The organism is Pseudomonas alkylphenolica, assembly GCF_004025535.1.
GTDB classification, from domain to species: domain Bacteria; phylum Pseudomonadota; class Gammaproteobacteria; order Pseudomonadales; family Pseudomonadaceae; genus Aquipseudomonas; species Aquipseudomonas alkylphenolica_A.
Genome location: NZ_QJRG01000033.1, coordinates 167,869 through 184,057, shown reverse-complemented (window position 1 = coordinate 184,057; position 16,189 = coordinate 167,869). Strand labels below are relative to the sequence as shown.

Sequence of the window (16,189 nt, the reverse complement as noted above, 5' to 3'; positions counted from 1 at the left end):
TGCCGGCTTGCCGGCGATAGCGCCTTGAAGAACAAAAATATCCTCCTGTCGAGACATTGCTCGTGAGTACACCCAGTCAGTTTTCCCCCGACCATCCGGTCACCAGCCAGCAGCGCGTCCTCAGCGGTCGTGACCTTTGCTCCCTGTGGTTCTCCCTCGGCATTGGCCTGATGGTCCTGCAAACCGGTGCCTTGCTTGGCCCGGGCCTGGGCCTGGCCAATGCGGTACTGGCGATCATCGTCGGCACCAGTGTCGGCGTGCTGCTGCTTGCGGCCGTCGGCGTCATCGGCAGCGACACCGGCCTGTCGTCCATGGCCGCCCTGCGTCGCAGCCTTGGCCGCGATGGTGCACGCCTGCCGGCGCTGCTCAACCTGTTGCAACTGATCGGCTGGGGTTCGTTCGAAATCATCGTCATGCGTGATGCCGCGAGCCTGCTGGGTGCGCGCGCCTTTGGCGAAGGCAGTGCGCTGACCAACCCTTTGCTCTGGACCCTGTGCTTTGGTGCCCTGGCAACGGCATTGGCGGTCAGCGGGCCGCTGACGTTCGTGCGCAAAATCCTGCGCAAGTGGGGTATCTGGCTATTGCTGGGTGCCTGCCTGTGGCTGACCTGGAACCTGTTTGCCAAAGCCGACCTCGCAGCCCTGTGGGCGCGCGCCGGTGACGGCTCGATGTCGCTGGCTGTGGGCATCGATATTGCCATTGCCATGCCATTGTCGTGGCTGCCGCTGATTGCCGACTACTCGCGGTTCAGTCGTCATGCCAGCCGGGTATTCGTCGGCACGGCACTGGGCTATTTCGTTGGCAACGTGTGGATGATGAGCCTGGGCGTGGCCTATACCCTGGCCTTTGCACCGGCCGGTGAGGTCAATACCTTGCTACTGGCGCTGGCGGGCGCGGGCCTGGGCATTCCGCTGTTGCTGATTCTGCTCGATGAGTCGGAAAAGGCCTTTGCCGATATCCATTCGGCGGCGGTTTCCACCGGGCTGCTGGTACGCCTGAAGGTCGAGCACCTGGCCTTGGCCATTGGCGTGCTGTGCACCTTGATCGCCTGCTTTGCGCCGTTGGCCCAGTACCAGAATTTCCTGTTGCTGATCGGCTCGGTGTTTGCCCCGCTGTTCGGTGTGGTGCTGGTTGACCACTTTGTCGTGCGTCGCCGCCGCAGCGATGCCAGCCCGATCCACAGTTTGCACTGGCGGGCATTGGTAGCCTGGGCCTGCGGGGTGGCCACCTACCACCTGCTGGCCCACTACGCTGCCGATGTCGGTTCGACTCTGCCAGCATTGCTACTGGCAGGGTGCGTGTACTGGGCGGCAGCGCCCGCTGTCAGCCGCGGCCGGGAAACAACTCCGGCTTGATCACACCGTTCAGGCGCGGGTAGGGGATCTTCAATTCGATGTGGCCCATGGAGTAAGGGGCGATGGCATACACTTCGTACTTGAGGATCACCGCGCCATAGGTCAGGGCAATGTGTGGCGTCTGGCGGAACGGCCAGGTTTTGACGAACTCGGCGTCCTTGTCCATGCCGGTGCTGATCAGCCAGCCCTTGTGGGCCTCTTCGGCGGTCTTCCAGAAGGTCGCTTCCTGGCCCGGCACCAGCATGTCCTGCAGCGTCAGCACCTTGTCCTGCTGGCGCGAGTAGTTGATGAAGCCGCGACCGGGCATGCCGTGGGCGCCACCGGTGTCCAGGTAACTGGACAGCTCGATGATCACCAGTCCGTCATGCTGCTCGCGTACTTTCGCTTGCAGGTAGCTGCTGTTGCGCGCTTGCGCCGAGGCCATGAACTGGTCTTCATAGGCCTTCAGCGAACCAGGCAGCGGCGTGCGCTCGTTATCCTGGGTCATCTGCAGCAGACGTTTCTCGACGATTGCGTCCAGTTTCGGGTTGGCCGGGAAGTGGATGGTGTCGATATTGACCAGCGGGCAATCAGCCGTATTGCATCCGGGCTTGATGTGCTCCCAACGATCGCGCTTGACCTCCAGTGGCGTGCGCATGTTGGGCTGGAACAGGCTTTGACAGGCGCCCAGGGCCAGGGCCAGCACGGCCACGGTAGTCAGTTTCACAAGCGTCATGATGATCCTTGTAAGGCTAAGGTAATCGGGCTTGGACCGTCGGCAAGGCCTTCAGTTCGCCACTAAGCTGAATATCAGCAGGCTGCCTATCCTCGCAGCCCGGCCGGCAACTTTAAAGGGGTGAAACACGGCGGTACGCAGGTTAGGATGGCGCGATGCGCAACACGAGGTAATGAGGATTCCCATGTCAGACACGCTGAACACTGTGCCCAAGGACGTCGAGATCGTCGAACGGGTGAACTGCTTCAAGGGCTTTTACCAGCTCGACAGGGTGCGCTTGCGCCATGAACTGTTCGCCGGCGGCATGGGTCGTGAAATCAGTCGCGAACTGTTCGTGCGCCACGATGCCGTGTGCGTGCTGCCCTATGACCCGCAGCGCGACGAAGTGGTACTGATCGAGCAGTTTCGCGTCGGCGCCCTGGGGAAGGTCGACAACCCGTGGCTGATCGAGCTGGTCGCCGGTCTGATCGACAAGGACGAACAGCCGGAAGAAGTTGCGCACCGTGAAGCCGTGGAGGAAGCTGGGCTTACGTTCAGTGCGCTGTGGCCCATGACCCGGTACTTCCCGTCGCCTGGCGGCAGCGATGAACTGGTGCATCTCTATCTGGGGCGTTGCAGCAGCATCGGGGCGGGCGGCCTGCATGGTCTGGAGGAAGAGGGCGAGGATATTCGCGTCAGGGTCTGGGCATTCGAGGATGCGCTGCAGGCCGTGCGCGACGGTGTTATTGCCAATGCGGCAACCATTATTGCCTTGCAGTGGTTGGCCTTGAATCGGGATGAAGTCAGGGGGCTATGGTCGTGAATCTGTTGCGCGAACGCTACCGGGTTGATCTGGTCGGGTTGCAGGCAGCCTGTGAGGCGAACTACGCGCGCTTGATGCGTTTGTTGCCAGACATGCGCAGCACCATGAGTTCGCGTCGCATCGGCATGACCCAGGGCGACCAGATGCTCGGCGTACTGGTGCTTGATGTAGTACTCGCGTGTCCCTACACCACTACCTTGCGTGTGCGCCAGGAACACAGCCTGCCCTGGTTGCCGGTGCCGCAGCTGGAAGTGCAGGTGTATCACGATGCGCGCATGGCCGAGGTGGTCAGTGCCGAGCACGCCCGGCGGTTTCGCAGCATCTATCCGTACCCGAACGCCGCCATGCACCAGCCCGACGAGAAAGCCCAGCTCAATTTGTTCCTGGGAGAATGGCTCAGCCATTGCCTGGCCTGTGGCCACGAGTTGGCGGCAGTTCGCTGAAATGTGACGCCAGTCGTTGTCGAGTATTTGCTCCAACACCGCCAGCCGCCATAATCGTGCTGAATCCGTACAAGGAGTCGGCCCTTGCCGCAACAATCGATCACTCCCGCTGATGCACCGGTGTACCTGGTGCAACTGACCGACAGCCACCTGTTTGCCGACCCGCAAGGCACACTGCTCGGCATGAACACCCGTGACAGTCTGCAACGGGTCATTGACAAGGTGGTCGAGGAACAGCCGCGCATTGACCTGTTGCTGGCCACCGGAGACCTGTCTCAGGACGGCGCCGAGCATTCCTATCGCTGCTTCCGTGATCTCACTGCACGTTTGGGGGCGCCGGCCCGCTGGCTGGCTGGTAACCACGACGAGCCGCTGCCGATGGAACAGGTGGCGCAGGGAAGTGAGCTGCTCGATCCGCAGGTCGATATCGGCAACTGGCGTATCCTGATGCTCAATTCGGCGGTGCCGGGCGCCGTGCCCGGGGTGCTGGATGAAGGGCAGCTCGAGCTGCTCACGCGTTCACTGGACGAGGCGCCGGAGCGCCATCACCTGATTTGCTTCCACCACCAGCCTGTCGCCATTGGCTGCGCCTGGATGGCCCCAATCGGCTTGCGCAACGCCGACGAGCTGTTTGACCGGCTCAAAGGTTATCCACAGGTACGAGCGTTGCTGTGGGGGCACATTCACCAGGAGTGGGATCAAGTGCGCGATGGTGTGCGCTTGCTGGCTTCGCCCTCGACCTGTATCCAGTTCGAGCCGCACAGCGAGGATTTCAAGGTGGGTGAACAGGCCCCCGGCTATCGTTGGCTGCGTTTGCATGCGGATGGCGCGATCGAGACCGGTGTCTCACGGGTAACCGACTTTGAATTCACCGTTGATTACGCCGGTGATGGCTATTAAGTGTTGCTGAATGGGTGAAACCGCTCCAACTGTCGACGAACAGGCTAAAATGCGCGTTTTTCTACGTGGCAGCGCCGGGTAGCCCAGGCGCAGGGGGCGGTATGTCAGGGTCGATTCTCTATATTCACGGGTTCAATAGCGCGCCGTCATCCACCAAGGCCTGCCAGTTGGTCGCGGTGATGCAGCAGATCGGTCTGGCCGAGCGCTTGCGGGTACCGGCCTTGCACCACCACCCACGCCAGGCCATGGCTCAGCTCGAAGCCGCCATTGCCGAGCTCGAATCGCCATTACTGGTCGGCAGCTCGCTCGGCGGCTACTATGCCACCCACCTGGCCGAGCGCCACGGGCTCAAGGCGCTGCTGATCAACCCGGCGGTCAACCCGCACCGCATGTTCGATGGTTATCTGGGTACCCAGCAGAACCACTACACCGGTGAAGCCTGGGAACTGACCCTGGATCATGTCAACGCCCTGGCCGAGCTTGAGGTGGCGCCGCCGCAAGATGCCGAACGCTATCAAGTCTGGCTGCAAACCGCCGATGAGACCCTGGACTACCGCCAGGCCGAGCAGTTCTACCGGGCGTGCGCCTTGCGCATACAGGCCGGAGGCGATCACAGCTTCCAGGGCTTCGCCGAACGCTTGCCCGCCCTGTTGAGCTTTGCCGGTATTGCCCCGCAGCAGTACCAATCGCTCGATTTTTCTGTATTTTGATGACTTATTTTTACCCACGACTGACGACGAGAACCCATGGCCATTCCCAGCGCTAGTGCCTATAACGCAGACGCCATCGAAGTCCTCTCGGGCCTTGACCCGGTGCGCAAGCGCCCGGGCATGTACACCGACACCAGCCGGCCGAACCACCTCGCCCAGGAAGTCATCGACAACAGTGTCGACGAAGCCCTGGCCGGGCATGCCAAGTCGGTTCAGGTAATCCTGCATGCCGACCATTCGCTGGAAGTTTCCGACGACGGACGCGGCATGCCGGTGGATATCCACCCCGAAGAGGGCGTATCCGGGGTCGAGCTGATCCTGACCAAGCTGCACGCCGGCGGTAAGTTCTCCAACAAGAACTACCAGTTCTCCGGTGGTCTGCACGGGGTTGGTATTTCCGTGGTAAACGCTTTGTCCAGCCAGGTGCGGGTCAAGGTTAAGCGCGACGGCAACGAGTACCAGATGACCTTCGCCGACGGCTACAAGGCCAGCGAGCTGGAAGTGGTCGGTACGGTCGGCAAGCGCAACACCGGCACCAGCGTGTATTTCGCGCCGGACCCGAAGTATTTCGATTCACCGAAGTTCTCCATCAGCCGCCTCAAGCATGTGCTCAAGGCCAAGGCCGTACTGTGCCCGGGGCTGCTGGTCAGCTTTGAAGACAAAGCCAGCGGCGAAAAGGTCGAGTGGCATTACGAAGACGGCTTGCGCTCTTACCTGGTCGATTCGGTCAGTGATTACCTGCGTCTGCCCGACGAGCCGTTCTGCGGCAGCCTGGCTGGCAACAAGGAGGCCGTCGACTGGGCCCTGCTGTGGTTGCCCGAAGGCGGCGACAGCGTCCAGGAGAGCTACGTCAACCTGATCCCTACGGCCCAGGGCGGTACGCATGTCAACGGCCTGCGCCAGGGCCTGCTCGATGCCATGCGCGAATTCTGCGAATTCCGCAACCTGCTGCCGCGCGGCGTCAAGCTGGCGCCAGAGGACGTCTGGGAGCGCATCACCTTTGTGCTCTCGATGAAAATGCAGGAACCGCAATTCTCCGGGCAGACCAAAGAACGCCTGTCGTCGCGCGAAGCGGCGGCGTTTGTCTCTGGTGTGGTCAAGGACGCCTTCAGCCTGTGGCTGAACGCCCATCCGGAACTGGGCATGCAACTGGCGGAGCTGGCCATCAGCAACGCCGGGCGTCGCCTCAAGGCCAGCAAGAAGGTCGAACGCAAACGCGTCACCCAGGGGCCGGCCCTGCCCGGCAAACTGGCCGACTGTGCCGGCCAGGACCCGATGCGCGCCGAATTGTTTCTGGTTGAGGGTGACTCGGCCGGTGGTTCCGCCAAGCAAGCACGCGACAAGGAGTTCCAGGCCATCCTGCCGTTGCGCGGCAAGATCCTCAACACCTGGGAAGTGGACGGCGGCGAAGTCCTGGCCAGCCAGGAGGTGCACAACATTGCCGTGGCGATCGGCGTCGACCCAGGTGCGGCCGACATGAGCCAGCTGCGGTACGGCAAGATCTGCATCCTTGCCGACGCCGACTCCGATGGTCTGCACATCGCGACTTTGCTCTGTGCCCTGTTCGTCCAGCACTTCAGGCCACTGGTTGAAGCCGGCCATGTGTATGTGGCCATGCCGCCGCTGTACCGTATCGACCTGGGCAAAGAGATCTACTACGCCCTGGACGAGGCCGAGCGTGATGGCATTCTTGATCGCCTGGTTGCCGAGAAAAAACGCGGCAAGCCCCAGGTCACGCGATTCAAGGGGCTGGGTGAGATGAACCCGCCACAGCTGCGTGAAACCACCATGGACCCGAACACCCGTCGCCTGGTGCAGTTGACCCTGGACGACCTGGACGGCACCCGTGAAATCATGGACATGCTGCTGGCCAAGAAGCGCGCCCCGGACCGCAAGAACTGGCTGGAGTCCAAAGGCAACCTGGCTGAGGTACTGGTTTGATCCGTTCGCTGTTGGCCACACTGCTGAGTGTGTTTGCCCTGACAGCGCACGCGGCGCCATGGCCGGAGCTGAAGCTGGTCGCCGAGCACCCGGTCGAAGGCATGCGCGGTGGCAACCTGTCTGGCCTGGCGCTGTGCAAAGGCGAACTGTGGTCGGTGTCTGACCGTGATGACGATCAGCTCTACCGGCTCGATACCCAGGCGCCGGTGTGGCAGGCCCAGGCGGTGCCTATGGTCCTGCCGCCGGTGCCGGAAAGTGGCTTGCCCTGGGGCATACGTTCGCGTACATGGGCAGCAGGCATGGTGCGTGGCGGCGACCTGGACTTCGAAGGCATCAGTTGCGATGCCGCTGGCAACCGTTACGTCGTCAGTGAAGCGCATGCCGCCGTCCTGCAGGTGCCGGTCGAAGGTGAGCCGAACTGGCTGAAAATCGATCCGAGCATGGTTCGTCAGGCGCGCGCCAGCGGCATGCTGTTGCATTTCAATGCGTTGTTCGAAGGCCTGGCGGTGAGCCCGGCGGGTGATCGCATCTGGCTGGCGGCCGAACGTGAGCGCCGCGGCCTGTTGTTGATCAATCGTCAGCAAACGGTATGGAATTGCGGTAACGGCTGCGTGTTGCTCAGCGAAGCCGGGGTCGAAATGCAGCCCGCGCAGATGCTTGAGCCGCAGGCACTGCCACGCGACTTTGCCGACCTTGCGCTGTTCAACGACAAACTCTTTACCCTCGAGCGCAACGCCCACCGGATCTGCCGCCGCGATGCGGCGAACGCCGAGATCGAGCGCTGTTGGTCGTTTGCAGCCGATGCCCTGACGGAATCGCGCCGCTATGCTCAGCCCTTTGGCCTGGCCGAAGCATTGGTGATCGATGCCAAGGGGGCCTGGATTGGTGTGGACAACAATGGCGCGACCCGCCAGGACGGCGAGTCGCGGCCCATTGTCTGGCGTTTTGCCGCACCTGAAGGTGGCTGGAGTGCCAAATCTTGAGTCAACCACCAGGCAAGCGTGCCGGTCGGGTGCTGTTGGTCCTGGCCTGGGCGGCCGGGTTGTTCCTGGCCACGCGCTTCTTTGGTGATTGGGAGCAGCGTCAGGCTAACCCCAACGCCCAGGTCAGTTCGCAACATGGCGACGGTTTTATTGAAGTGCGACTGGTCAGCAACGGCCAGGGGCATTTCGTCGCCGATGGCCAGATGAACGGCCGTCCCGTGCATTTTTTGCTGGATACCGGTGCTACCGATGTTGCGATTCCTGTAGGTCTGGCCGAAACGCTTGACCTTGAACGTGGCGCGCCGGTGATGCTGAGTACCGCCAACGGCCGGACCCAGGGCTACCGTACGCAACTGGAAACCCTGCAATTGGGCGATATCCTGTTGCGTAATGTGCGTGCCCTGGTGGTGCCAGGCCTGGATGGCGAGCAAGTATTACTGGGCATGAGCGCCCTTAAACAACTCGAATTTACCCAGCGTGGTGGCACCTTGCTGCTGCGCCAGAACCTGAAATGATGAGGCCCGCATGAGCGACTCCCTTGATCTCAGCCTTGATGGCGTAGAGCGCCGGTCACTGGCTGACTTCACCGAACAGGCCTACCTCAACTACTCCATGTACGTGATCATGGACCGTGCCTTGCCGCACATCGGTGACGGTCTGAAGCCCGTGCAGCGGCGCATTGTCTATGCCATGAGCGAGCTGGGCCTGGACGCTGACTCCAAGCACAAGAAATCGGCGCGTACGGTGGGTGATGTACTCGGCAAGTTCCACCCTCACGGCGATTCGGCCTGCTATGAAGCCATGGTGCTCATGGCGCAGCCCTTCAGCTACCGCTACACCCTGGTTGACGGCCAGGGCAACTGGGGTGCACCGGACGATCCGAAGTCGTTCGCGGCCATGCGTTACACCGAAGCGCGCCTGTCGCGTTATTCCGAAGTTCTGCTCAGCGAGCTGGGGCAGGGGACAGCCGACTGGGTGCCGAACTTCGATGGCACCCTGGACGAACCCGCGGTGCTTCCGGCGCGCCTGCCGAACATCCTGCTCAATGGCACCACCGGCATCGCCGTGGGCATGGCCACCGACGTGCCGCCGCACAACCTGCGTGAAGTCGCCAGTGCCTGCGTGCGTCTGCTGGATGAACCCAAGGCCACGGTGGAGCAGCTGTGTGAGCATATCCAGGGCCCGGACTACCCGACTGAAGCCGAGATCATCACGCCGCGCTCGGAGCTGCTGAAGATCTACGAAAGCGGCCGTGGATCGGTGCGCATGCGTGCGGTCTACCGTATTGAAGATGGCGACATCGTGGTGACCGCGCTGCCGCACCAGGTCTCCGGGGCCAAGGTGCTGGAGCAGATCGCCGCACAGATGCAGGCCAAGAAGCTGCCGATGGTGGCGGACCTGCGCGACGAATCGGACCACGAGAACCCGTGCCGCATCGTGATCATTGCCCGTTCCAACCGGGTCGACCTCGACGAGCTGATGCAGCACCTGTTTGCCACCACTGATCTGGAGTCCAGCTACCGGGTCAACGTCAACATCATCGGCCTGGATGGCCGTCCGCAGTTGAAAAACCTGCGGGCGCTGTTGCTGGAATGGCTGGAGTTTCGTGTGCAGACCGTGCGCCGACGTCTTCAGCACCGTCTGGACAAGGTCGAGCGCCGCCTGCACTTGCTCGAAGGCTTGCTGGTTGCCTTCCTCAATCTGGATGAAGTGATCCACATCATCCGCACCGAGGACCAGCCCAAGGCAGCACTGATTGCCCGGTTTGACCTGACCGAAACACAAGCCGAGTACATCCTTGAAACCCGTCTGCGTCAGTTGGCGCGACTGGAAGAGATGAAAATCCGCAACGAGCAGGATGAACTGGCCAAGGAACAAGCCAAGCTGGTTGCCCTGCTGGGCAGTGAGAGCAAACTGCGCAAGCTGGTGCGTGCCGAGCTGATCAAGGATGCCGAAACCTACGGCGACGACCGTCGGTCGCCGATCATCGAGCGTGCCGAGGCCAAAGCGCTGTCGGAAAACGAGCTGATGCCGACCGAGCCGGTCACCGTCGTGCTGTCGGAAAAAGGCTGGGTGCGCTGCGCCAAGGGGCATGACATCGACGCTACCGGCCTTTCCTATAAAGCCGGTGATGGGTTCAAGACCGCGGCTGCAGGGCGCTCCAACCAATTTGCCGTGTTCATTGACTCTACCGGTCGCAGCTATTCGGTTGCAGCGCATACCCTGCCTTCAGCCCGGGGGCAGGGCGAACCGTTGACCGGGCGCCTGACACCGCCACCGGGCGCAGGCTTCGAATGCGTGCTGCTGCCTGAAGACGATGCGCTGTATGTGATTGCCTCGGACGCTGGCTATGGCTTTGTGGTCAAGGGTGAAGACCTGCAGGCCAAGAACAAGGCCGGCAAGGCCTTGCTCAGCCTGCCCAACGGCGCCAAGGTGATTGCCCCGCGCGCCGTGGCTGATCGCGAGCAGAACTGGCTGGCTGCCGTTACCACCGAAGGCCGCTTGTTGATCTTCAAGGTCAGCGACCTGCCCCAGTTGGGTAAAGGCAAAGGCAACAAGATTATCGGCATCCCGGGTGATCGGGTGGCCAGTCGTGAAGAGTTTGTCACCGATCTTGCCGTGATTCCCGATGGTGCCACGCTTGTGCTGCAAGCTGGCAAGCGTACCCTATCGTTGAAGGCGGATGATCTGGAGCATTACAAAGGCGAGCGGGGGCGTCGCGGTAACAAGCTGCCGCGCGGCTTCCAGCGTGTCGATGCATTGCTGGTGGAAATTCCCGGATAACCGCGGTAGTAGCCTCGAATGGTTAATTAAGCTGCCGTTCGAGGCTGAAACACTGGAGTCGTGCCGCTATTTCGCGGATGATAGGGCCCTTGCGGTGCCAGCGTAGCTGCGTGCCCGAATGAATCTATATACGTATCATTGCGGTTTGCCTTGTGGCGACCGCCTGGATGGGATGATGAAATTTCTGCGCCTTCCGTTTGTGTTGCTGATGAGTGGCATACTCGGGCTGGCCGGTTGCAGCATGCACCAGCCGGTTTCCCTGTACCAGCTCGACAGCGGTGAGCCTGGCCAACCCAAGCAAAGCTCGGGTATGGCTGTCGTACTCGGCCCGGTCTCGGTTGCCGACTACCTGCAGCGCGAGACCCTGCTTCAGCGTCAGTCCGACGGCAGTCTGACGGCGGCGACTGATGGCCGCTGGGCGGGCAGTCTGTCGGCCGATATCGATCAATTGCTGGTGCGTCAGCTGGCGTGGCGCCTGGACAGCCAGCGCGTCGTCCTGGCGCCGGCAACTACCGGCTTCACGCCGGATGTGCAGGTATTACTGTCCATCACCCGGCTTGACTCCGGTACCAACCAGCCGGCCATTCTGGATGCCCAGTGGCGCCTGCTGGACCGCCGTGGTCAGGTCCGTGATAACCGCATCGTGCACCTCGAACAACAGCACCAGGGCAGTGAAGCGGCACAGGTTCAGGCCCAAGGCCAGTTGTTGCAGAAGCTCGCCGAGCAGTTGAGCATTGCCCTCAAGCCCTTGGCCAATCAGCCTCCGATTGCTGAGGAAGCGCCGAAGAAGGCCGCGCCGGTGCAGGTTCGCAAAGAGCCGGAGAAGCCGAAGATTCCATTGGCGACGCCAATTCGTACTGATCTGGAAGTGTTCCGCTTCTAAAGTAAGTGCCCACAAAAAAGCCCGCAGTGATGCGGGCTTTTTTGTGGGTCTCCTACAGACGGTCGTGAGTGCTCAACTCTTGACCCGGCGCTCGTGCATGCGTGCCAGCTGGCGTTCCAGCATCGACGGGTACGGTTCCATCAGGCGTTCTACGCAGCACGCACCCTCGGGGCTGGCAATCGGGCGGATACGAGCCCGTTGGCGAATCAGGGTATCGTCGCTGATCTTGCGCTCCACCAGCAGCAGATTGCGGCTGTGTTGCGACAGCGCCAGGGCGTCCTGGGCCTTTTCGGTCAGCAGCAGGTCGATCTGGCTCATGCCGTCCAATCCTTCGCCCAGCACCAGGCCCAGTTGCAGCTGCAAGGTAATACCGCTGTCCGCCACTTCGATCTGCAGGGCATGACCCAGTGCGCGCAGCAGCTCACCACAACAAATGGCGTTGGTGAGGTAGTCTTCGCCGCTGTCCTGGCTATGGAACAGCATCAGCGTGCTGCCGTCATTGAGGGTATGCACTTCGCTTTCATACAGGGAAGCTGCTTGATCGAGGCAGTCGCGATAGCGCTCCAGCAGTTCCGTCAGGCGGGTGCGGGGCAGCCGCCGAAGTTGTTCCTGGGAGCCCAGCTGCACGGCCAGTACCGCACTGGCTTGCGGTTCGCGATTGAGCGGCACCGGTGCAGGACGCGGAGCGCTGTCGGCTTCGTCGTCCATCAGGTCGGCGAAGGCGTCATCGTGCTCGTCATCCGCGGTAACCGGTTTGCTGACCTTGGGTACGGCGGGGGCTTCGTCAAAACTCGGGTCGCGCAGGTTGCGTACTTCGAATTCAGGCTCGTCTTCGTCGTCTTCAACCGCCTCCGGCTCCGGTTCCCGCGGTGGCGGTGCGAAACGTGTGTGCAGCTGACGCGCCAGATCACCGATCTCATCCTGGCGCTCGGTGGCCGGGGTGAACTCATTGATGTCACGCAGCCATACCCGCAGTTGCAGCAGCGGGGTAGAGATGAAACGCCCCAGGCGCAGACTCATGGCCAAGGCCAGTGCCAGCAGGATGCCGGCAAGGATGCCCATACTCTGCAGGCTGAGGGTCAGCGGCTGCTGGAACTGGCTCATGTCGAGGCTGATGCGCAGCTGGCCAGCGGTGACGTCCTGGAAGGTGATTTTGGTCTGGTACAGGCCTTCTGCTTCACCCAGCAGGCCGTTTTTCGGGCGCTGGCCGGCTTCGGCGAGGATCCGGTTATCGACGCTGTAGATGGCCGCATGGGCGACCAGCGGGTTCTTCACCAGGTTGCCTAGCAGTACGTTGAGGCTGAGGATGTCGTTGGACACCAGCAGCTCGGTGGCTGAAGTCGCTGTCTGCGTGGTCAGGCTCTGCCCCAGGGCGTCGGCCTGTTCATGCATGGCCTGCTTGAACTGCAGCCCCATCACGCAGGCGTAGATCACCAGGGCCAGTGCTACCAGCAGCACGTTGTGGCAGGCGATCCGCAGCGCAAGCGGCACACGACGATGGCGCAGAGCACGAAAAATCAGCAGGAAGAAGTTATCGGTTTTAACGGGCGTGGGCCGGTTCACAGAGCGCGGCTCTTTATGTCGGAGAAGTTGCTGCGCAGTATAGCGAGCGCTCAAGGACCGGCAAAGTATCGGCTGCGCCCGATGGTCAGCGAAAATCGGTAGAATGGGCTTTTTTCTACGAGTCGGAGCCCGTCTTGCGCGAAATCGTTCTGATTAACATCACTGGTGAAGACCGTCCGGGTCTTACTGCGGCCATCACCGGCGTTCTGGCCCAGGGTGGTGTGAACATCCTCGACATCGGTCAGGCTGTGATTCACGACACCCTGTCCTTTGGCATCCTGGTAGAAATTCCGGATACCGAGAAGGCCTCATCGGTGCTCAAGAATATTCTGTTTGCGGGCTATGAGCTCGATCAACAGGTACGATTCACCCCGGTTTCCGAAGCCGACTACCAGAACTGGGTCGAAGGTCAGGGCAAGGCTCGCCACATCGTTACTTTGCTGACGCGCAAGGTCACTGCCGAGCAACTGCAGCGGGTCAGCTCGATCACAGCCCAGTACGGCCTGAACATCGACCATATCGATCGTCTGTCCGGCCGTGTGGCGCTGGATACTCCGGCCGAGCAGGGCAAAGGCTGCATCGAGTTCTCTGTGCGCGGTGAACCGGCCGATCCGCAGGCCTTGCGCGCCGAGTTCCTCAGCGTCGCGCAGGAACTGAACGTTGATATCGCCTTCCAGCAGGACTCGCTGTTCCGTCGCAATCGCCGCCTGGCCGTATTCGATATGGATTCGACCCTTATCGAGGCCGAGGTGATCGACGAACTGGCCAAGGCTGCCGGCGTCGGTGAGCAGGTTTCGGAAATTACCGAGCGGGCCATGCGTGGCGAGCTGGATTTTCGCGCCAGCTTCAAGGAGCGTCTGGCCTTGCTCAAGGGGCTGGACGTCAATGTACTGGATGAAATCGGTGCTTCGCTGCGCCTGACCGAAGGTGCCGAGACCCTGTTCGCCGAGCTCAAGCGCCTTGGCTACAAGACCGCAATCCTGTCTGGCGGCTTCACCTACTTCGCCAAGCAACTGCAAGCCAAGCTGGGCATCGACTATGTCTTTGCCAACGAGCTGGAAGTGGTCGACGGCAAAGTCACCGGTGTTGCCGTGGAGCCGATCGTCGATGCCCAGCGCAAGGCCGATCTGCTCGGCGAGCTGGCGCGCAAGGAAGGTTTGCAGATGGAACAGACCATTGCCGTGGGCGATGGTGCCAACGACCTGCCGATGCTGGCCATCGCCGGCCTGGGTGTGGCCTTCCGGGCCAAGCCGCTGGTGAAACAGTCGGCCAAGCAGGCCATTTCGACCCTGGGTCTGGATGGTGTGCTGTACCTGCTGGGCTTCCGTGATCGCGACGGCCGTAGCTGATCGGTACCCAAACAAAAACGCCGCCCTGACAGGCGGCGTTTTTGTTTATGGCAGTGTCGGTCAGGCGTTGGCAGGCTGCGCCAGGCGTTGACCCATGCTGACGGTTGAGCCGGCACCGAGTTCTTCAGCCCACTTGACCTGGTCGGGCCCGAACAGCACGACAGCGGTCGAGCCCAGCTTGAAGCGGCCCAGTTCTGCACCTTTTTCCAGGTGGATAGGCGCGCGGCTGGCTTCATCGTAACGGAAGGTCTTGAGCTCACGCTTGGGTGGCGTTACCAGCCCGGCCCAGACCGTTTCGATCGAGGCCACGATCATCGCGCCGACCAGTACAACGGCCATCGGCCCGCGCTCGGTATCGAAGATGCACACGACGCGCTCGTTGCGGGCAAACAGCTCCGGTACGTTTTCGGCAGTTGTCTGGTTGACCGAGAACAGGCGACCCGGCACATAGATCATCTCGCGCAGCGTGCCTGCCAGGGGCATGTGCACGCGGTGATAGTCCTTGGGCGACAGGTAGATAGTGGCAAACTCACCGCCCATGAACGGCGCAGCGTTGGCCGGGTCACCGCCGAGCAATTCCAGGGCGCTGAAGCTGTGGCCCTTGGCCTGGAAGATGCGCCCGTGTTCGATCGGGCCCAGCTGGCTGACTGCGCCATCGGCCGGGCAGAGGATCGCGCCCGGGGTTTCATCGAGCGGGCGGGCACCAGGCTTCAAGGCACGGGTGAAGAAGGCATTGAAGTGTTCGTAAGCGCTGAGGTCTTCGACCAGGGCCTGGGACATGTCGACCTGGTAACGCTTGGCGAACCAGCTGGTGAAGGCATTCTTGAACCAGCGTACGCGGCATTCGGCGACACAGCCGGCCAGGCGCGACAGCAGGTGGTGAGGCAGCAGGTACTGACTGATGATGAACAAGCGGGATTTCATTGAGTTTCCTTGATTCTTCAAATTTCTACAGGCGTGTCCGGGTGGTTGCCCCATTCACCCCAGGAGCCGGCGTAGGCCTTGACCCGCGGGTAACCCAGGGCCTTGGCGACCAGGTAGGTAAAGCCTGAGCGGTGGTGGGTCTGGCAGTGGGTGACCACTTCCTTGTCCTTGCTGATACCCAGTTGCTCGAGGATTTCGGGCATGTCTTTGCGGATGCGCTGCTGATTGTTCAGGTCCATGCCGGCGGTCCACTCGAAGTTGACTGCACCAGGAATGTGCCCGCCCTTGGCGGCCAGCACTTTCTCGCCACGGTATTCGGCAGGGCTGCGTGCGTCCCAGATTGCCAGATCGTCGGAGCCGAGGCGGCTTTGCAGGTACTCACGCGTGGCCGTTGGCCCTTCGTGCAGGACCAGATTGACCGTACCGGTAGCCGCGGGCGGGACGTCGGTGCTGAGGTTGCTCGCCGGCCAGGCATGTGCGCCGCCATTGAGGTAGTGATAGCGGCTGTGGCCGATCACATCCAGCAGCCAGATGAAGCGGCCAGCCCAGCCGCCACCTTCGTCGTCATAGACCACGTAGACCGCTTCGGGGTTGTGCCCGAGCTCGGCAAACAGTTTTTCCAGGTCGGCCTTGGCCGGTAGCAGCCCAGGTGCCGGTGGCTGGCCCAGTTGGGTGCGCTTCGGATCGACAAAGCGTGCGCCTGGAACATGCCCGCTGGCGTAGCGGTTGGCGCTGGTCAGGTCTACCAGGATCAACTCTGGCACATCCAGCCGTACTTGCAGGTCAGCCGGCTCGATTACCAGGGGCAAGCCAGAAAAGTCAGTCATCCAGAGTCTC

15 protein-coding genes are annotated in these 16,189 nt (G+C 61.8%); 11 read left to right on the top strand and 4 right to left on the bottom strand.

Going from position 1 to position 16,189, the window contains the following annotated elements; translation table 11 throughout:
• Positions 1–62: 62 nt before the first annotated feature.
• Complete coding sequence (cytX, locus tag DM813_RS00955; protein WP_128321574.1) at positions 63–1,355, top strand: putative hydroxymethylpyrimidine transporter CytX; 1,293 nt, start codon at positions 63–65, stop codon at positions 1,353–1,355.
• Here cytX and DM813_RS00950 read toward each other — a convergent pair.
• The gene (locus DM813_RS00950) at positions 1,324–2,070 is read right to left on the bottom strand and encodes an RsiV family protein (RefSeq protein ID WP_128321573.1); all 747 of its coding nucleotides are present in this window, start codon (positions 2,068–2,070) and stop codon (positions 1,324–1,326) included. The genes cytX and DM813_RS00950 overlap by 32 nt on opposite strands.
• A gap of 184 nt (positions 2,071–2,254) precedes the next feature.
• On the opposite strand from DM813_RS00950, the gene DM813_RS00945 reads away from it, so the two are divergent.
• The 9 genes from DM813_RS00945 to DM813_RS00905 all read left to right on the top strand — a co-directional run bounded on the left by DM813_RS00945 (position 2,255) and on the right by DM813_RS00905 (position 11,516).
• A complete protein-coding gene (locus tag DM813_RS00945) occupies positions 2,255–2,872 on the top strand; it encodes an NUDIX domain-containing protein (protein WP_128321572.1) in 618 nt (205 codons plus the stop codon).
• Positions 2,863–3,315 (top strand): DUF1249 domain-containing protein, encoded by a 453-nt coding sequence (locus DM813_RS00940; protein ID WP_038615250.1) that lies wholly within the window; start codon positions 2,863–2,865, stop codon positions 3,313–3,315. Before DM813_RS00945 ends, DM813_RS00940 begins: the two co-directional genes overlap by 10 nt.
• 84 nt (positions 3,316–3,399) lie before the next feature.
• Entirely contained in the window at positions 3,400–4,215 is an 816-nt protein-coding gene (gene cpdA / locus DM813_RS00935) for a 3',5'-cyclic-AMP phosphodiesterase (protein ID WP_128321571.1), read from the top strand.
• 101 nt (positions 4,216–4,316) lie between these two features.
• Positions 4,317–4,925, top strand: coding sequence for a YqiA/YcfP family alpha/beta fold hydrolase (locus DM813_RS00930; protein ID WP_128321570.1), 609 nt, complete (start codon positions 4,317–4,319; stop codon positions 4,923–4,925).
• A gap of 36 nt (positions 4,926–4,961) precedes the next feature.
• Positions 4,962–6,866, top strand: coding sequence for a DNA topoisomerase IV subunit B (parE, locus tag DM813_RS00925; RefSeq protein WP_128321569.1), 1,905 nt, complete (start codon positions 4,962–4,964; stop codon positions 6,864–6,866).
• A complete protein-coding gene (locus tag DM813_RS00920) occupies positions 6,863–7,849 on the top strand; it encodes an esterase-like activity of phytase family protein (RefSeq protein ID WP_128321568.1) in 987 nt (328 codons plus the stop codon). The genes parE and DM813_RS00920 overlap by 4 nt, the downstream gene beginning before the upstream one ends.
• Entirely contained in the window at positions 7,846–8,364 is a 519-nt protein-coding gene (locus DM813_RS00915) for a retropepsin-like aspartic protease family protein (protein ID WP_128321567.1), read from the top strand. Before DM813_RS00920 ends, DM813_RS00915 begins: the two co-directional genes overlap by 4 nt.
• A gap of 10 nt (positions 8,365–8,374) precedes the next feature.
• Positions 8,375–10,633 (top strand): DNA topoisomerase IV subunit A, encoded by a 2,259-nt coding sequence (gene parC, locus DM813_RS00910; protein ID WP_128321566.1) that lies wholly within the window; start codon positions 8,375–8,377, stop codon positions 10,631–10,633.
• A 175-nt stretch (positions 10,634–10,808) separates the two neighbouring features.
• The gene (locus tag DM813_RS00905) at positions 10,809–11,516 is read left to right on the top strand and encodes a PqiC family protein (protein ID WP_128321565.1); all 708 of its coding nucleotides are present in this window, start codon (positions 10,809–10,811) and stop codon (positions 11,514–11,516) included.
• Positions 11,517–11,588: 72 nt separating this feature from the next.
• On the opposite strand, the gene DM813_RS00900 is transcribed toward DM813_RS00905, so the two are convergent.
• A complete protein-coding gene (locus DM813_RS00900) occupies positions 11,589–13,079 on the bottom strand; it encodes a HAMP domain-containing protein (protein WP_128321564.1) in 1,491 nt (496 codons plus the stop codon).
• 134 nt (positions 13,080–13,213) lie between these two features.
• Between DM813_RS00900 and serB the strand changes: the two genes are divergently transcribed.
• Positions 13,214–14,428: a phosphoserine phosphatase SerB gene (gene serB, locus DM813_RS00895; RefSeq protein WP_128321563.1), complete on the top strand. Its 1,215-nt coding sequence runs from the start codon at positions 13,214–13,216 to the stop codon at positions 14,426–14,428.
• Positions 14,429–14,488: 60 nt separating this feature from the next.
• On the opposite strand, the gene asd is transcribed toward serB, so the two are convergent.
• Together asd and DM813_RS00885 are read right to left on the bottom strand one after the other, a co-directional pair.
• Positions 14,489–15,352 (bottom strand): archaetidylserine decarboxylase, encoded by an 864-nt coding sequence (asd, locus tag DM813_RS00890; RefSeq protein WP_128321562.1) that lies wholly within the window; start codon positions 15,350–15,352, stop codon positions 14,489–14,491.
• Between the two features lie 17 nt (positions 15,353–15,369).
• Positions 15,370–16,179 carry a rhodanese-like domain-containing protein gene (locus DM813_RS00885; RefSeq protein WP_128321561.1) on the bottom strand — a complete coding sequence of 270 codons (810 nt, stop codon included), beginning with the start codon at positions 16,177–16,179 and terminating at the stop codon, positions 15,370–15,372.
• Positions 16,180–16,189: the final 10 nt, after the last annotated feature.

Coding starts and splice junctions, on each gene's coding strand:
- DM813_RS00950 (WP_128321573.1), bottom strand. CDS start 2,070: ATGACGCTTGTGAAACTGACTACCGTGGCCGTGCTGGCCCTGGCCCTG.
- DM813_RS00945 (WP_128321572.1), top strand. CDS start 2,255: ATGTCAGACACGCTGAACACTGTGCCCAAGGACGTCGAGATCGTCGAA.
- DM813_RS00940 (WP_038615250.1), top strand. CDS start 2,863: ATGGTCGTGAATCTGTTGCGCGAACGCTACCGGGTTGATCTGGTCGGG.
- DM813_RS00930 (WP_128321570.1), top strand. CDS start 4,317: ATGTCAGGGTCGATTCTCTATATTCACGGGTTCAATAGCGCGCCGTCA.
- parE (WP_128321569.1), top strand. CDS start 4,962: ATGGCCATTCCCAGCGCTAGTGCCTATAACGCAGACGCCATCGAAGTC.
- parC (WP_128321566.1), top strand. CDS start 8,375: ATGAGCGACTCCCTTGATCTCAGCCTTGATGGCGTAGAGCGCCGGTCA.
- DM813_RS00905 (WP_128321565.1), top strand. CDS start 10,809: ATGAAATTTCTGCGCCTTCCGTTTGTGTTGCTGATGAGTGGCATACTC.
- asd (WP_128321562.1), bottom strand. CDS start 15,352: ATGAAATCCCGCTTGTTCATCATCAGTCAGTACCTGCTGCCTCACCAC.
- DM813_RS00885 (WP_128321561.1), bottom strand. CDS start 16,179: ATGACTGACTTTTCTGGCTTGCCCCTGGTAATCGAGCCGGCTGACCTG.